Here is a 16364-nt window from a genome sequence, read left to right as displayed (position 1 = left end):
CGCGCAAATGAAAAGCTAAGCTGTACACGCCTATCAGTTGCTACATTGTCACCAACCTCGCCAGGAAGGTCTAAACTCAAATGTATAATTTTCTTGTGACTTCTCAAGATGGTGCATGGGATCGATCTGGGTATGAGTACGATAAGAGTCGCTTCCTGGAGTACACAAGCGATGACATTGCTGCGAGCTTCAAGGAACTGAAGGAGCCGCAGCTTTTGGCGCTGATGGAGCTTCCTTGCTTGTTCGCCTATGAAGGTACTAGTCGCCCCATGAGAGTGGGAAGACTGGAAGTGAGACTTCGTAACAACGGCAAGACTTTGTTTATTCGACCGACTTTGGATGAGCGGATCGACCCCATTGAGTTTGAGCAGATCAAGCCTCTGCAGGCGGCTCTTGATATTCGCGATTGGGAGATCAATCGCACGCATTGGGCGGTCAAAGATGAGGATCTGCTCGACGTTCTCCATCAGTTCCAGCTAATACCTGAGGGGTTGATCGGCTCTAAGGTTACCAAAGAAGACCTACCTGAGACTTCGCCGCCCCAGATCCATGCCGACAGCGTCGGAGCTTTTATTGAGCAGGTATTTCGACTAGATCATGGCGGGCGTGAGGTTTTTTATCGGGGGCATTCCAACAGCAAAAAATATCGGCTGGAACCATCAATATTTCGCAAGGATCCACACGGGAATTTTGTCTATCGGGACACTGAAGATAGGATGTATCGAGAGCTCCTGGTTTCCAATTCATTCGATTTTAATGGCGATATTTATACGTTGGATCGCCTTGTACGCATGCAGCATTACTCTTTGCCAACGAGACTGCTGGATATTACATCGAACCCACTGATCGGCCTGTACTTCTGCTGCAAGAGTAACATTGATGAGGAAGGGGAAGTTATAGTTCTCTCCATGGATGCCGATCATATCAAGTACTTCGATTCCGATACTGCGAGCTGTATCGCCAACCTTTCCCGTCTATCTAAGAACCTCAGAGACTCTATCTTATTTGATGCTGGAGGCGTGGAAGATTTTAACAGTCAGCGACCACTGCGGCAGTTGCTTCATTTCATTAAAGAGGAAAAACCATTTTTTGAGCCCAGGCTAGAGCCTGAGCATCTTCGATCAGTTCTGTGTGTTAAAGGGAAACACACTAACAGCAGGATTTCATTTCAGTCCGGGGCTTTTCTGCTGTTCGGTGATGAGGCGGTTCTGGATGAAGAGGGAACCCCGGATATTACGCTTCATCGTATAGCGATAACGAATAAGAGAACTGTGTTGAAGGAGTTGGATAGACTGAATATTAATGAGAGTACAGTCTTTCCGTATATAGAGAGTTCAGCAAAATATATCGCTCAAAAATTTGCTTTTCGAACTCGTGAGTGATTGAGTTGATCGGTGGCGTAATCGCGGCACTCAACATTGAAACGATTGAGGAGGAGCGGGGGTATTCGTGGGATGCCTCGACTGGCGTGTAAGAGCTATAGAGCATTCTTGTATCACTGGGTGCTTCTTTTGCCTCAAAAGAATTAGTATATGTCCGAAAACATTCGGACACTTGCGCAACAGTCATTGATCCCATAAATCTACGGGTACTAGAATTCCGAAAAACGATGATGATTAATCTGATGAGTCGTGAAGCGGAGAAGATCGCTAAAAGCTTTGCTGCCTTACGCGGTGCCGATCTTGAAAAAATGAGCGCGCTCTTGCCAACTGCTTGGCAATTGTGGCATCTGGTCTGATCAAGGCAGAGCTCGACCAAGATGACCTTCGAAAAGCGTGTGCGGAGCTGCTTTTTAACTCTTTGAATTCCATAGTTGCCGCAACATACATGCTTCGCGGCGGGTTCGTTCTGCAGCCAGGGCCAGTCGTCCGCTCGGCCATCGAGTCCATGGCAGTGGCCCTTCACTTCCTGCAGTTTTCGGATGATCTCCAAAAATATCGAGAGCACGAGTTTGATTCCACACGCGCAATCTCCAGCGTGAAGCGGGTCTTCCTCCCTTCGGCCAAATGTATGGGGTGCTAGGTCGAGAGTTTACTCATATCGGCTCTTTGCATAAGCAACTCACTCCCATTCGTGAGTACACAGCTCTGAGGAGTCGCTGCACTTGAATATCCAATTCCTTACCTCGGGGATCTGGATGTGCTATGTGTCCTGCGAGCTTGTTTACGAGATGTAGTCGGTAAACCAAGATATTGGCGTGAGTTGGCAGAGCAGGTAGAGGGGAAGACGGCATATTCTTACGAGCAGGTCCAGAGGAGAAGGCTTGGATGGCCGACTTTTTGGGTTTGGATAACCCGCTCTTCGCTGAAAATAATTGGGGCCGATCAGCCGTGCGCTTTGCAATTACCCCCCCAATACTGCCGTGTGGCTCTGGTAGGATTCGCCCGCATGCATACGCTCGCCAAAGTGCCCAAGGAAGTCGCGCTGAATCGCCCTTTTCCAAGTTTCTGAGTCGCGCGAGGATGAAAACCTCGGCAATCCCGGCCTGGCATCTACATGAGATTCAGGAATTTATTGTATGGTCTCATGGGGGGAGACAGGGTCTGCCGACACGTCGCGTGAAGGAAGTTGGAGGTGCAGCAAAATTCTAGGGTTTTTGGGAGTTATGAAGAGCTTGATCGGAGTGGTTGCGGAGAGGCTTTGAGGGGGTTTTGCGTCGAGTGAAGATCGCTTGGAAGGCCCGGAAACACTGGGGGAGATGGAGCGGGTAGAGGGAATCGAACCCTCAACTAAAGCTTGGGAAGCTTTCGTTTTGCCACTAAACTATACCCGCTTTTGACTCGACGCCTTTGGCGCGGCTGACTTTGTACCAGATGCGGCGGGTGATTTGAAGCGTTATATGCCGCACCGATCAAATGCTGTGCGGCCGCCCCCTGATTCGCCGTCCAATGGCACGCCTCAGGGACTTCAGCAGACCATTCCTTCCCCGTCTGCTGCCCTTTCATCTCCCATTCCAATCACACCGCAAACGCCTGTTGCAACTGACCCGTTCTGTAATGAATGCGCCGGGGTTCGGGCGCGGGCGTCAGAAACCCATGCAGGGCATCTTTCGATGCCAGGCACGCTGCCTTGCTCTCCATGTCGAGAAAGTGCCCCGCATCCTGAATGGTGCTGAAATGGCAGTCGCGAATGTAGTAGGCGAAGTGCCGGGCGTCGGCAGCCGAGGTGTACTCGTCCCACACACCGTTCATGAACAGCACCGGCACATTGATGCGCCTGGCCGCTTTCATCTGCGGATGATTGCTCGCGTCCAGCACATGGTTGATGTGGTGGTGCATCTGCGCGTACTCGTGCAGATCCAGGGAGCTGACGTGCTTGTGGTTGTAGCGCTTGAACAAAGAAGGCAGGTGTTTGCCCAGCGTGCTGTTGAGCAACTCCCCGACGCCGTAACGATTGTAAGTGCTGAAGTGTTGCCGGCCGCGCTCGAGGTAGTCGCGCAGCGGGTCGCTGATGACGGGCGAGAACGAGCTGATCACGGCCTTTTCGATGCGCTTGGGCCGGTGCGCCAGGGCGACCAGCGCCGCCGCGCCACCCCATGAGAACGACAGCAGCAGTTCTGCGTTGAAGTGGTCGATAAGCTCCAGAAGCAACTGACCTTCGAGCTCTTTGGTCAGGGGGCGTTCATGGGCGTTGTGGGGTTTTGATTTGCCGGCGTAAGGCGGGTCGTACAGCACGACGTTGAATTGCGGGTGAAGGTTGCGCACGGTTTGAGCGAAGGAGGTGGTCGTGGCGAGCGAGCCATTGACCAAAATGATGGTCTTCTCGGCGGCGTCTGCGCGATAGAGCTCCGTGTAAACCCGGAACTGGCCTTGTATGTCCAGCACAGCGATTTCTGGCTTCATCTCCATGTCTCCTGACGAAAAAACGGGGTGCGCTTAGACACGTTGCACGTGTTTCGTGACAGGTAGGCAATTGGACGCAGGTTTCAGATCAACGCAATTTCATCGGCGCTCAGCGCTCTGTACTGTCCGGGGGCCAGCGCCGGGTCGAGTCTCAGTGGTCCCATGCTCTCGCGGTGCAGCCGGGTCACCTTGTTGTCGAAGTGGCCGAACATGCGTTTGACCTGATGGTAACGCCCTTCCACGATGCTCAGCCGGGCGCGATGACTGCCCAGAATCGTCAGCTCGGCAGGCTGTGTCGTCAGGTCTTCAAACGCGAAATAAAAACCTTCAGCAAATTTTTCGACGTAGTGCGCACCGATGTCTTCTTCAGTCTCGACGTCATAGACCTTCGCCAGTTTGGTGATCGGCTGCGTCAGGCGGCGCGACCACTGCCCATCGTTGGTGATGAGCATCAGCCCGGAGGTGTTGAAATCCAGTCGGCCGGCGATGTGCAGATCGTCCTTGTCGGGCTCCTCAAGCAGGTCGAGCACAGTGGGGTGCTGCGGATCGACGGTTGCGCTGACGCAGCCCTGGGGTTTGTGCAGCATGAAATACCGGGCGGGTTTGCCGAGCTGAAGGACTTCGTCGTCGATCAGTACCTGACTGAACTCGCGGACTTCGTGCAGCGGGTTTTTTACCAGCAACCCGTCGACCTGCACGCGGCCTGCGATCAGTGCCAGTCGTACCTCTTTGCGGCTGAAGCGCGGCAGGTTGCTGAGGAAACGGTCAAGACGCATCGCGACTCGCCGCTTCAAGGCCCGCGCATCGCGGACAGAGGCATGCCTGTCCACGGACCTCTTCGGGTAGAGCTGCCAGTACCGCCGGGTCGATCTCGGCGGTAAAACACCAGCAGGCTTGATCCACTGTGCGCGGATCAGCCAGGGTGCAGCGGTTACTGGCGCCGCAAACGGGGCAGATGCTCGTGTCGATGATGTGAGTGTCCATGTAGAGCGCCGCCTTTGAGTGCCGCCAATGCTAGCGCGCGGCCCTGTCTCGCGCCATGAGCATGTGATCCCGGGCAACGCGCCTACGGGGTAATCGGCGACTGGCCTTGCGGGGCGACGAAAGAGGGCGCGCGCCCCAGCATAGAACCCACGGCAGGACAGCGGCAATGCACCAGCAGGATGTTGTCGTAGTGAATGCCCTGCCGACTCAGTTCGGTGAACAGATCCTCGAGGGTCGGGCGGGTTATGCCGAACCGGTTGCGCACGGTCAGCACATCCATGGGCGTTGCAGGGAGCGGGCTGGGCAGCGGCGGTTGATGACTGTTGCGCACGATCTGGCTGATGTCCCGATAACTTTCATAGTGCTCGCTCTGAAATTTCGCCAGGGTGTAGTTCTTGATGCGTCCGGGCAGCGAGGTCCCGGCCATCAGCGTGTCCCGGGCGAACATGTCCGGAAAGGGCCCGACGCCGGGGCCGGGCACCGGCTGCGCAGTGTTCAGCAGGGCGTAGTGCCGCACCGACTGGCTGGCGATCCGGTGCAGCATCGGGTCGACCAGCTCGTGACCGTGGGGCGCGTAAGTTCGCAGTTCGGTGCCGTTGGGAATGGCCGTCGTGCGCGTCCACGGCAAGTAGTAGCCGTGGCTGCTGACGACCAGGGTGCGTGCCTGGGTCCGGTCCGATGTCCACAGCAGAAATTTGCGCCCCAGCTTCCACACTTGAACCGACGACGTGCCGAATTCGGCATTACCCGCCACGCTCCACGTCTTCATCAGGCCCGCTCCATTGAAGAATGGCTTGAGCAGCGTTTTGCGTGGGTGGGTCGCCCTGCGCAGCCAGTCGCCGAAATTGCGTGCCGGCAGCGCAGTCTTCACTCGACTCAGCCCTCGGCCCAGTGCTGTGGCAGGCGCTGCGAGTTTGCGGAACGCCTGAAAAAGTCGTGGCGTGGCCGGTGCCATGTGCAATAACCCCAGGGACAGAATGGCGAACACCACCTGGCGCCGTTCCTCCTGACGGTCGCCGGGGAGGTTGGCGGCCTGAATGCCCAGCGCAACGCTGGCCGCGCTGGCCGTCAGCGCCGCAACGGAGGCTGCCGGTACCAAGAGCGCCATCGGTGCCAGCAGCAGTTGCAGGCGATTGAGGTGTTGAATCCAGGCGCCGAGTGCCTGCTCGCGGTCGGTCACGATGCTGTCCTCGGCGTCGTACTGGCTGTTAAAACGCAGGCCCTCACAGATGAACGCCATGGGCGAGCCGGACACTTCCTGCTCGCACAGTTCACGCTGCCGGGCGGCATGGGTGTCCGGGCTGTAGAGCGGCTCGGTCCAGGGGCGCAGGATCGACACCGGTTCGGCCGGCGCTCGGAGCCCGCCCCACAGTTCGAGGATATAACCGAGCCTGGCGTGAAAACGGCGCGGCATGTAATTGAGCACGGTCTCGCGCCATGCAGGGTTGGCTGCAGCGGTAGTCAGGTGGTCGATGAGCTGCTGACGATCACTGAATGGCACGAACGGCGTGGACTGCCCGGCCTGATAAAGCACCCCGCCTTCCTGGTCGGGCGCGCTGATCATCAGCAAGCCCACGCAGGGAGGGCAGTGGGAGTTCAGTGGCAGTCCGCTGCTCACGTGAAAGCCCACAGCGCTCCAGCGGATCCGTTCTGCAACGAGAAGCGGCGCCTCTAGCGCAGGCACCTGCTGCGCCTGCTCCACGGCATCGATCACCCTCTGAAAACTTTCCATGGAAAGATCGCCGCTCTTGAGGGCCAGCAGCGCCTGGCTGACGAACGTCGACCAGAGCGAACGCTCGATGTCAGCGCGTTGCTGCCGCCAGAACTGGTCGAGTCGAAGCTGCATGAGGCCGAGAAAATCGACGCCCTGTATGTACGCCTCGACGCTCGCGGCGCTGATGTTCAATTCCGCCTCGGGCGACCAGGCCCCGTTTCCGCTCGGATCTGCGTAGACGACCCAGCGACCGCCTTCATCATCGTAGCCCTGGGGCTGAAGCGCCCTGAAACGGCTCAACAGTGCCTGACTCAGCGTGACGGGCGTTTCGTCCGGCGTGACAATCACGTTCGCCGCTGCGATTCGCGGGTGGCCCCACGGCGTCCTTGACGTGCCGGGCAGGTAGCGGATGAATACACGCCGGGGGTCTGTGATCGGCGTGTGCGTTTGCTTCAACGGGACAGGCTTGAGTCGGGGGGACACCTGCCTGAGCCACTGGCCCATGAGCCGGTTTGCGAACCCGAGCGGGGTCGGGATTCGCGCCAGCAGCGGCTCATGGTGCTGCCAGTGATCGAGGGCGCTGACCAGTGCCAGTGCCGGCTCGATGGGCATGAGCGCCGCGTGGTCGTCGTCGATGAATGCGTCGGTTGACTCAACCGCATCGATGCCCGTGAGTCGCTCAGCGCAAAAGCGTTGCTGGGCGACACGCAGTTGAGTGAATACGTCGTCCGAGGGCGCCGCCAGCGTCAGGGTGATTTGCGTGCCATCGAGCGAAAGATTCAGCCGATGCCAGGCCGATGCGTTGATCGCCTCCAGCACCTTGTCCGCTTTCCAGGGCGCGTCATCGCTGATGTACTCATGGCACAGGGGCGCGCTGCCCAGCACGTGGACATAGCAATGCCCCGTGGTATTGGAGCGTAGATGGAAGATACCGGGGATGATCTCGCCGTTCAGCGCCACCCCGCGCACGACCGAGCGTGCCGGCGGTCCGGCCGACTGCAGGTCCTGAACACCAAGCGGGAAACGTGTGAGCCCCAGCGCATCCAGCGCCAACAGATGGCCCTCATTATCGATCCGCTTGCGCGAATGCAGGCGGGTCACACCGTCGAGAAACGCCAGCTCGGCGAGCCTCTTCCATGTGTCGCCGTGATGCTCCCAGAACTGACGCTGCACCTGCTCATATTCCAGTGTCCATCGGGCTTCGATGAGCAGCTCGAAAAACGCCGAGACGGTCAGGGTGGGCGTCGACGCCGACAGCGGGCGATCAGCCTCGGCGCAGCGTCGAAGGGCGAGGAGTCCGGGCGGATTCAGCGTCTCCCGGCCCAGCTCTCGCAGCGTCAGGCGCAGCTCGAAACGCTCCCGACCGTCGGTTTCGACGGCCGGCTCCAGCGCGGTGCTAAAACTGACGTGCAGCTCGTCGATGTCGATTGCATCGCCACATCTGGCCTGCAGCGTTTCCTCCAGCCTCTGGTCCAGATGGCGGACGACCGAGGGCGGAAACGCCAGATCGAGTTGCCAGGCCTTCAACACCCAGACCGATCCGTACAACAACTCGGCGACCGGGCTGACGGCCTGGCGCATCAAGCGCTTGTGGTTAATCCCGTAAGCTTCGCTGGCGGACGCGGCGACGGGAACCGGGGATTCAGCCGGGCGCAAAGGTTCCGCGAACGGCGAAACGCTGAAATCCCCGCCATTGGGCAGGGTGTCGTTGGAAAGGAGATCAAGGCCGCTCGCGGAATCAGAGCTGCTGCGGTCGTTCATGAAAAATCGCGCCACGTGGAAAGATGCCCACTATGGCGCGATGCCGGGTGGCAATGGCGGTAACTATGTATCGCGTATGCCACCGCGTCTGATGCCTGTATGAAAGCTGCAAGCGTTAAGCCGCAAGCTGCAAGGAACATCAAGCGCCAATCAGCCGACGTCCAGCACGACCACCCGTTGCCCGGCGCGCACCGCCGAGCCAGGCTGCACGCGGACGTCGCTGACCACACCGGCGTGGGGCGCCAGCAGCGGGATTTCCATTTTCATCGACTCCAGAATCACCAGGGTTTCCCCCGCCTCGACGCGCTGGCCGACGCTGACCTGCACCTGCCAGAGATTGCCGGCAATGTGGCTGTCGACGCTGGTCTGCCCGTCTTGCAGCGGCGCTTCTTCCGTGGATTCGGCCACCGCTTCGTCGCTCTCGAACGAAGCCTGCCCGTTGGCGATCCAGCGTTCGCGCTCGGCGTTGAACGCGCTCTGCTGCTGGTTGCGGAATGCCGCGATGCTCTGCGCTTCTTCGGCCAGGAAGGTTTGGTACTCCGTCAGATTGAGCGTGCTGTGCTCGATCTGCAGCGGGTACCGACCGAGGGGGAAATCGCGGCGGATGGTCAGCAGTTCGTCGGCGCTGACCGGATAAAAACAGATCTGATCGAAAAACCGCAGCAGCCACGGTTTGCCATCGAACGCCGCCACCGCGCTATAGCGGTTCCACATCTGCAACGTGCGGCCCACGAACTGATAACCGCCGGGGCCTTCCATGCCGTAGACGCACATGTACGCGCCGCCGATGCCGACGGAGTTTTCAGCGGTCCAGGTGCGCGCCGGGTTGTACTTGGTGGTGACCAGCCGATGGCGCGGGTCCAGCGGCGTGGCGACCGGTGCGCCGAGGTAGACGTCGCCCAGCCCCATCACCAGGTAACTGGCGTCGAAGACCGTGCGGTGCACTTCGTCGAGGTTCGGCAGGTCGTTGATGCGGCGAATGAATTCCAGGTTGCTCGGGCACCACGGCGCGTCCTTGCGCACGGTGGTCATGTACTTCTCGATGGCCAGTTGGCAGGCCGGATCATCCCAGGACAGCGGCAGATGAACGATGCGCGACGGCACCTCCAGATTCTTGCTGGCGCACACGCCGTCCCACTCGCCAGCGACCACCTCGAGCAGCGTTTTCAGCGGCAGTTGCTCAGGCTGGTAATGCACCTGCAGCGAACGAATGCCCGGCGTCAGGTCGATCACGCCGTTGAGCTGCTTGCTTTCCAGCGCCTGCATCAGCGCATGGCCGCGGAAGCGCAGCACCAGATCCAGCTCCGGCGCGCCAATTTCCAGCAACAGATGGGTGTCGCCGGACAGGCGAGCAACGAGGCGGGTATCGTCCTTGCCGATGTCGAGCACAACAGGCGAGGTCAACGCTGCCCCTTTTGGGAACACAGCGGGCGAGGTCAACGCTAAACCCTGTGGGAGCGAGCTTGCTCGCGAATGCCATGGCTCAGACGCTACAGATTTGTCGGATTCAGCACCCCCTTCGTGAGCAAGCTCACTCCCACAAAAATCAGTGTTCAATTTCACTGAACGGGCTGTTTCAACACTCACCGGATAAAACCGCACCTTGTCCCCGGCCTTGATCTGCCCCAACTGCCACAAATCCGCCTCGATGATCGTCACCGGACACACAAACCCGCCCAGGCTCGGCCCGTCCGGCCCGAGGATCACCGGCATGTCCCCGGTGAAATCCACCGCACCGATGGCGTACGGATTGTCATGAATGTTCGACGGGTGCAGGCCCGCTTCACCGCCGTCGGCACGCACCCATTCCGGCTTGGGCCCGATCAGGCGCACGCCGGTGCGGCTGGAGTTGAAATGCACTTCCCAGTCGGTGGCGAAGAAGGTCTCGATGTAGCGTTCGGTGAAGTACTCCGGCGCGCCGTGGGGGCCGTAGATCACACGGATGTCGCGCACTTCCGGCAGCGCAGCGATGCGTTCAGCTGCCAGTTGTTGGCCTGCGCTGCGGTCAGACAAAGGCGCGATATGCAGCACGTCCCCCGCGCGCAATGCCCGTCCGCCGTGCCCGCCAAACTGGCCCAGGGTGAACGTGCTCTTGCTGCCCAGATAATCCGGCACGTCCAGCCCGCCCCGCACGCACAGATAACTGCGGGCACCGGCGCCCGCGATGGTGCCAAGCACCAAGGTCGATCCAGCAGAAACAAGCAACGATTGATTCATCGGCAGCGCTACGCCATCCAGCGTCAGCGGAATGACCGCGCCCGTCACGGCAATGACCGCATCAATGTTGAAGCGCAGCGTCGGCCCACTCATGGTGATTTCCAGTGCGGCGCAGCCCTCAGCGTTACCCACCAGAGCATTGCCCAGACGCAATGAGCGACTGTCCATCGGACCCGACGGCGGCACGCCCACTGCCCAGTAACCCAGGCGCCCCGGATAATCCTGAACGCTGGTCTGGGTGCCGCCGCTCAGGACCTCGAACGTGTCGGCGCGATAGGTCAGCCCCTCAAGGCACCGCGTCCACGGCTGGCCGCTGGCGAACGGCACGTCCGCGATGATCTGACGCAAGTAGTCGCGATTGGTCTCGATCCCATACAGCCGGGTTTTGCTCAGGGCCTGGGCCAGACCGTCACTGGCCGACGTCCTGTCCGGCGCCCAGCTGATGACCTTGGCGATCATCGGATCGAAAAACGGCGGAATCTCACACCCGGCCTCGACCCAGGTGTCGATGCGCAGGTGTTTGCCGTCGGCGGCGGGGAAGTGCACCGAGGTCAGCAGACCCGGGCTGGGCTGGAAATCCCGACCCGGATCTTCAGCGTACAAACGCGCCTGAATCGCATGGCCGACTGGCTGTAAAACCGCGCGCAATTCAACCAGCGGCGGCAGATCGCCGGCCGCCAGTTGAATCATCCAGCTCACCAGGTCCACGCCCCAGACTTGCTCGGTCACGCCATGCTCGACCTGCAAACGGGTGTTCACTTCCAGAAGATAAAACCGCTGATCATCGCTGTCGAAGACGAACTCCACGGTGCCGGCGCTGCGGTAGTTGACCGCTTTTGCCAGCTTGATCGCCGCAGCGCACAGCTCATCGGCCATGCCGGCGGGAAGGTTCGGCGCGGGGGTTTCTTCGAGGACTTTCTGATTGCGACGCTGCACCGAGCAGTCGCGCACGCCGAGGGCGATCACTTCGCCACGACCGTCGCCGAACACCTGCACTTCCAGATGGCGGGCGCGCTGGATGTACTTCTCGATGAACACCCCGGCGTCGCTGAAGTTGTTCTGGCCCAATCGTTTGACAGCTTCGAATGACTCGCTCAGTTCGCTGGCGCTGCGGCACACGCGCATGCCGATCCCGCCGCCGCCCGCCGTGCTTTTCAGCATGACCGGGTAGCCGATGGTTTCAGCAGCGCTCAAGGCGTCTTCCAGGCTGTCCAGCAGTTCGGTGCCTTCGAGCATCGGCACGCCGTGTTGTTTGGCGAGGGCGCGGGCAGTGTGCTTGAGGCCGAAGACCCGCAGTTGCTCGGGTGTCGGGCCGACGAAGGCGATGCCGGCGTCTTCACAGGCCTGGGCAAAGGCCGCGTTTTCGGACAAAAAGCCGTAACCCGGATGAATCGCTTTGGCGCCGGTGGATTGGGCGATGGCGAGAATCTTGTCCACCGCCAGGTAGGTGCCGGCGGCGCCACCTTCGCCCAGGCTGTGCGCTTCATCGGCTTGCAGAATGTGCAGGCTGGCAGCGTCCGCTTCGGCGTACACCGCAACGCCGCCGACCTGCAGGTCGCGAAGGGTACGCAGGATGCGGCAGGCAATGGCGCCGCGGTTGGCAATCAGCAGTTTGTCGAACATGGCATTGACCCCGGGGATCGATAGCGATCAACCCCACACTGGGTAGCGGGCCGTCCCGCTGTGGTACGCGTTGCACGAAGGCCGTCCCTCGCGCCGAAATCTTGAAGCTTGAACCCGTGAATCTTGAACCCTTGAAATCGCGGTCAGCGGTCAGTCCCAGACGAGCAGTTCTGCCGGGGTCGGGTTGTAGCCGTTGCAGGGGTTGTTCAGCTGCGGGCAATTGGAAATCAGCACGATCACGTCCATCTCGGCGCGCAGTTCGACGTACTTGCCGGCGCCGGAAATGCCGTCTTCGAAGGTCAGGCCGCCGTCCGCCGTGACCGGCACGTTCATGAAGAAATTGATGTTCGGGCTGATGTCGCGCTTGCCCAGCCGACCATCATGGATGCAGGCGCGCAGATAGCTGTCGCGGCAACTGTGCATATGCTTTTTATCCAGCGCATAACGCACGGTGTTGCTCTCCTGGGCGCAGGCGCCGCCGAGGGTGTCGTGGCGCCCGCAGGTGTCTTCGACGATGGTCAGCATCGGCTTGCCCAGGTTCGAATACAGCACGCTGCCTTTGCTCAGGTAAACGTTGTTCTGCCGGCGCAACGTGCGTTGCACGTCGTAGCGTTCGCGAGGGTTGGCGAGGCTGTAAAACAGCGTGTCGACCGCCTGATTGCCTTCGAGGTCGAGCAGACGCAGGGTTTGCCCGGCCTTGAGTTCGGTCAGGGAGGGCTCGCCTGCCGGGATGTGGGTGATGGAAACGGGGGCAGAGGTCATGGTGCTGGTCATACTGGCCTCCTCAGGCGAACAGGCGATCGGTGTTGATGAAACCGCGCACATTTTCTTCGCGGGACGTGCGGCAGTGCTCGGCGACGCTGGGGTCGGCCTTCATCCAGCTCAGCTGGACCGGCTGCGGTGCGTACTCGGGGTTGGGGTCCATCGGGTGTTGCAGGGCGGTCATCACGACCAGCGTGTCCATCGGCGCGTACAGCTCGATGCTGTCGCCCGCTTTTGAGTTGCCCGGGACGAAGGCCAGCGCGCCGTGATCGTCGACGTTGACCCGGCTGAACAGGTTCAGCGTCATCAACAGATCCGACAGGCCCAGGCCCCACTTGCCCATCTCCACCAGCAGGTTGTCGGCGCCGTTGCGGAAGAAGCCGTTGCGCAGTTCCTGATAGCGGCCCTGGCCGTATTTCTCGGTGACCTCTTCGGCGCACAGCACGCCGCCGATGCTGTCGCTCCAGCCGCAGGTGTCGGCGGTGATCGCCGCCAGCACGCGTCCCATGTCCGAATACAGACAATGGCCGCTGGTGAGCTTGGCGGTGTGCTGGCACTTGAGGCTGTCAGGCAGGTTGAGCCGCTCGGTTTTTTCGTGGGCGTTGAACATCGTCAGGCTGACGTTGGCGTTGCCGTTCAGGTCGGTCAGGCGCAGCAGTTCGCCCCGTTTGAGCAAAAACGAGAGGTGCCCGCCGCCGGGCAGCAGCTCTTCGGCGAACACGGGAAACAGCGTGGTTGAATCAGTCATGGGCAATGTCCTTCAAGCCGTTTTCAGCGAATCAAGCGCCACGCGGGCGGCGCGGCGGTCGCTGTTCAGGGGAATGTCGTAAGTGATGCGCGCGCCATAGGCTCCGGGGGCGTGAGGGTCGATGCGGACCTTGTCGAACACCAGCAGCCGGGTGCCGAGGTTGAAGCCTTCGGACAGGTCGTGGGTGACCATGAACACCGTCAGCTTGGTTTCGCGCCATAGCTCCAGCAGCAGGGCATGCATGTCCTTGCGGATGCCGGGGTCGAGGGCGCCGAAGGGCTCATCCAGCAACAAAACCCGTGGCTTCATGATCAGCGCCTGGGCGATGGCCAGACGCTGTTGCATGCCGCCCGACAGTTGCGTCGGGTACTTGTCCAGCGCGTGATCGAGGCCGACCTTGTGCAACAGCGCCGCCGCCTGCTCCCGGGCGTCACGCTTGGCGGCGCCGAACAGCCGCCCGAGCAACGCCGAGCGCGGCAATTCCAAGCCCAGGGCAACGTTATCCAACACCGACAAGTGCGGGAACACCGAATAGCGCTGAAACACCACGCCACGGGTCGAATCCGGTTCCTTCGCCAGCGGCTGACCGTCCAGCAGAATCGCGCCTTTGCTGGCGACTTCCTGTCCCAGCAGCAGCCGCAGGAACGTAGATTTGCCGCAACCCGACGCGCCCACCAGTGTGCAGAACTCGCCTTCGGCGATGCTCAGGTTCAAGCCTTCGAGCACGACTTGATCGCCATATTGCTGCCAGACGTTTTTGACCGAAATAAAGCTCATGGGCGCGCCCCCTCGTACCAAGGGAATGCCTTGCGCGTGAGGGCTTTCAGGCCCCAGTCCATCAGCCAGGCGAGGAGGGTGATCCACACCACGTAGGGCAGAATCATGTCCATCGCCAGATAGCGCCGCACCAGAAAGATCCGGTAACCGAGACCGTCAGTGGAGGCGATGGCTTCGGCCGCGATCAGAAACAGCCACGCCGACCCCAGCACCAGCCGCAGCGAGATCAACAGGCGCGGCAGCAATTGCGGCAGCACCACCCGCAGGATCAGCGTCCAGGTCGAGGCGCCCAGGGTCTGCGCCTTGATCAGCAGCTCGACCGGAATCTCCCGGGCGCGCTGCTCCAGGTCACGGGCCAGCACCGGCGTGATGCCGATGACGATGAGCATCACCTTCGACAGCTCGCCCAGACCGAAGACGATGAACAGGATCGGCAGAATCGCCAGCGGCGGCACCATCGACACCACCGTCAGTAACGGCGAGAGCGGCGCGCTGAACAACGGCAGCACCCCCGACGCAATGCCCAGGCACAGCCCGACAATGGCGCTGATCGCCAGGCCGACCGCGAGGCGCTGCAGACTGGCGCCGGTGTCCTGCCAGAGCAGGTATTCGCCGGTGCGTTGATCGGGCACGAACGCCACCCGTTTGATCGCATCGGTCATCTGCACGGCGCTGGGCAGCAGCTTGTCGTTGGGGTTTTCCGTCAGCCGCGTCGCCGAGCCCGTGAAATAGGCGAACAGCAACAGGGCGAACGGCAGGAGCACCAGGATCAGGCGACTGGCGCGATCCGGGCGGCGGTTTATCAAACGCATGGCAAAGACCTTTGGTTTTTACAGCGTGCCGTCGGCAGCCATCTGCACGTAGCTCGGGTCGAAGTGCAGCTTGAGGTTGGCCTTGTCGCCTTCGGTCACGCTGTTGGCGAAGGTCATGCCGACCGCGCTGGCGTCTTTGGCACCTTCGCCCAGCAGGCCGTGGTCGAAGGAGAAGTCAGCGACCTTGCGCATGGTCGTCGGCAGCTGCTTGCTGGTGGCGAACTCCAGCGCTTCTTTAGGCGTGGCGAACAGCTTGGTGGTGTCTAGTTGCGACTGGAATCCGGCCAGATCAGTGCCCGACGCCTGGGCCATGTGCTCCAGCGCAGCTTTGGATTCGGCGGATTTGGCGTTCATCAGCGCCACCACTTCAAACCATGCGCCGGTCAGGGCTTTGCCCAATGCCGGGTTGTCTTTCAGGGTCTGGGTGTTGACCACCATCATGTCCATGATCTCGCCGGGGATCTTGCTGGAGTCGAACACTTCGGTAACGCCGGGCTTGGCCTTGATCTCCGAGAGCATCGGGTTCCAGGTGGTGACGGCCTTGACCTCGCTGGTGTTGAAAGCGGCGGCGATGTCGGCGTCGGAGGTGTTGACGACTTTCAGGTCTTTTTCGGTCAGGTCCACCGAGTCCAGGGCGCGGGCGAGGAGGTAGTGGGACACCGACAGCTCGACCAGGTTGACGTCCATGCCCTTGAGGTCGGCCACTTTTTTGCCGTCGCCCTTGATGACGATGCCGTCGTTGCCGTTGGAGAAGTCGCTGACCACCAGCGCGGTGCTTTCAACGCCGCCGGCGGCCGGGATGGTGAGGGCGTCCATGTTGGTCATGGTGCAGCCGTCGAACTGGCCAGCGGTGTACTGGTTGATGGATTCGACATAGTCGTTGAGCTGGGTGACTTTGATGTGGATGCCGTACTTCTTGGCCCATTTGTCGACGATGCCTTGAGTCCCTGCGTATTCCCATGGCATCCAGCCGGCATAAATGGTCCAGCAGACGTCGAAATCTTTTTTCGGGGCGGCGGTGGCCGAGAGGCTCAATGCGGCAAAGACGCCCGCGGTGAGCAGGCTGAACAGACGGGACTTTTGCATGGGGTGTCTCCAGTAGCGAAAAGGGACGGTCAGGAGCA

At 60.6% G+C, this 16364-nt stretch carries 12 protein-coding genes and 1 tRNA gene; 2 read left to right on the top strand and 11 right to left on the bottom strand.

Translation table 11 applies throughout. The features are described from left to right. The first annotated feature begins 80 nt into the window (after positions 1-80). Positions 81-1382 carry an FRG domain-containing protein gene (locus ABEH28_RS18340; RefSeq protein WP_346630753.1) on the top strand — a complete coding sequence of 434 codons (1302 nt, stop codon included), beginning with the start codon at positions 81-83 and terminating at the stop codon, positions 1380-1382. Between the two features lie 227 nt (positions 1383-1609). Then, complete coding sequence (locus tag ABEH28_RS18335) at positions 1610-1738, top strand: hypothetical protein (protein WP_346630752.1); 129 nt, start codon at positions 1610-1612, stop codon at positions 1736-1738. Positions 1739-2699: 961 nt separating this feature from the next. Here the strand turns inward: ABEH28_RS18335 and ABEH28_RS18330 are convergent. The 11 genes from ABEH28_RS18330 to ABEH28_RS18280 all read right to left on the bottom strand — a co-directional run bounded on the left by ABEH28_RS18330 (position 2700) and on the right by ABEH28_RS18280 (position 16326). Further along, positions 2700-2773: transfer RNA gene (locus ABEH28_RS18330), tRNA-Gly, on the bottom strand. A gap of 184 nt (positions 2774-2957) precedes the next feature. Further along, on the bottom strand, positions 2958-3842 hold the full coding sequence (locus ABEH28_RS18325; RefSeq protein ID WP_346630751.1) for an alpha/beta hydrolase: 885 nt from the start codon (positions 3840-3842) through the stop codon (positions 2958-2960). An 83-nt stretch (positions 3843-3925) separates the two neighbouring features. Then, the gene (locus ABEH28_RS18320) at positions 3926-4618 is read right to left on the bottom strand and encodes a pseudouridine synthase (RefSeq protein ID WP_346630750.1); all 693 of its coding nucleotides are present in this window, start codon (positions 4616-4618) and stop codon (positions 3926-3928) included. Beyond that, complete coding sequence (locus ABEH28_RS18315; RefSeq protein WP_282366114.1) at positions 4608-4826, bottom strand: cysteine-rich CWC family protein; 219 nt, start codon at positions 4824-4826, stop codon at positions 4608-4610. Before ABEH28_RS18315 ends, ABEH28_RS18320 begins: the two co-directional genes overlap by 11 nt. Positions 4827-4908: 82 nt before the next feature. After that, entirely contained in the window at positions 4909-8301 is a 3393-nt protein-coding gene (locus ABEH28_RS18310; RefSeq protein WP_346630749.1) for a DUF6543 domain-containing protein, read from the bottom strand. Between the two features lie 150 nt (positions 8302-8451). After that, the gene (uca, locus tag ABEH28_RS18305; RefSeq protein WP_346630748.1) at positions 8452-12141 is read right to left on the bottom strand and encodes an urea carboxylase; all 3690 of its coding nucleotides are present in this window, start codon (positions 12139-12141) and stop codon (positions 8452-8454) included. Positions 12142-12291: 150 nt separating this feature from the next. Further along, a complete protein-coding gene (locus tag ABEH28_RS18300; protein ID WP_265388597.1) occupies positions 12292-12915 on the bottom strand; it encodes an urea amidolyase associated protein UAAP2 in 624 nt (207 codons plus the stop codon). Positions 12916-12925: 10 nt separating this feature from the next. Beyond that, entirely contained in the window at positions 12926-13651 is a 726-nt protein-coding gene (locus ABEH28_RS18295; protein ID WP_346630747.1) for an urea amidolyase associated protein UAAP1, read from the bottom strand. A 12-nt stretch (positions 13652-13663) separates the two neighbouring features. Then, positions 13664-14428, bottom strand: coding sequence for an ABC transporter ATP-binding protein (locus ABEH28_RS18290; RefSeq protein WP_122536042.1), 765 nt, complete (start codon positions 14426-14428; stop codon positions 13664-13666). Further along, a complete protein-coding gene (locus ABEH28_RS18285) occupies positions 14425-15240 on the bottom strand; it encodes an ABC transporter permease (RefSeq protein WP_192171652.1) in 816 nt (271 codons plus the stop codon). Before ABEH28_RS18285 ends, ABEH28_RS18290 begins: the two co-directional genes overlap by 4 nt. A gap of 18 nt (positions 15241-15258) precedes the next feature. After that, positions 15259-16326 (bottom strand): putative urea ABC transporter substrate-binding protein, encoded by a 1068-nt coding sequence (locus ABEH28_RS18280; RefSeq protein WP_346630746.1) that lies wholly within the window; start codon positions 16324-16326, stop codon positions 15259-15261. Positions 16327-16364: the final 38 nt, after the last annotated feature.

Source organism: Pseudomonas sp. Ps21-P2, assembly GCF_039672565.1.
Taxonomy (GTDB): Bacteria; Pseudomonadota; Gammaproteobacteria; order Pseudomonadales; family Pseudomonadaceae; genus Aquipseudomonas.
This window is presented reverse-complemented; position numbering and strand designations above follow the sequence as displayed.

Coding starts and splice junctions, on each gene's coding strand:
- ABEH28_RS18340 (WP_346630753.1), top strand. CDS start 81: ATGTATAATTTTCTTGTGACTTCTCAAGATGGTGCATGGGATCGATCT.
- ABEH28_RS18300 (WP_265388597.1), bottom strand. CDS start 12,915: ATGACCAGCACCATGACCTCTGCCCCCGTTTCCATCACCCACATCCCG.
- ABEH28_RS18315 (WP_282366114.1), bottom strand. CDS start 4,826: ATGGACACTCACATCATCGACACGAGCATCTGCCCCGTTTGCGGCGCC.
- ABEH28_RS18310 (WP_346630749.1), bottom strand. CDS start 8,301: ATGAACGACCGCAGCAGCTCTGATTCCGCGAGCGGCCTTGATCTCCTT.
- uca (WP_346630748.1), bottom strand. CDS start 12,141: ATGTTCGACAAACTGCTGATTGCCAACCGCGGCGCCATTGCCTGCCGC.
- ABEH28_RS18325 (WP_346630751.1), bottom strand. CDS start 3,842: ATGAAGCCAGAAATCGCTGTGCTGGACATACAAGGCCAGTTCCGGGTT.
- ABEH28_RS18295 (WP_346630747.1), bottom strand. CDS start 13,651: ATGACTGATTCAACCACGCTGTTTCCCGTGTTCGCCGAAGAGCTGCTG.
- ABEH28_RS18285 (WP_192171652.1), bottom strand. CDS start 15,240: ATGCGTTTGATAAACCGCCGCCCGGATCGCGCCAGTCGCCTGATCCTG.
- ABEH28_RS18280 (WP_346630746.1), bottom strand. CDS start 16,326: ATGCAAAAGTCCCGTCTGTTCAGCCTGCTCACCGCGGGCGTCTTTGCC.
- ABEH28_RS18320 (WP_346630750.1), bottom strand. CDS start 4,618: ATGCGTCTTGACCGTTTCCTCAGCAACCTGCCGCGCTTCAGCCGCAAA.
- ABEH28_RS18290 (WP_122536042.1), bottom strand. CDS start 14,428: ATGAGCTTTATTTCGGTCAAAAACGTCTGGCAGCAATATGGCGATCAA.
- ABEH28_RS18335 (WP_346630752.1), top strand. CDS start 1,610: ATGATGATTAATCTGATGAGTCGTGAAGCGGAGAAGATCGCTAAAAGC.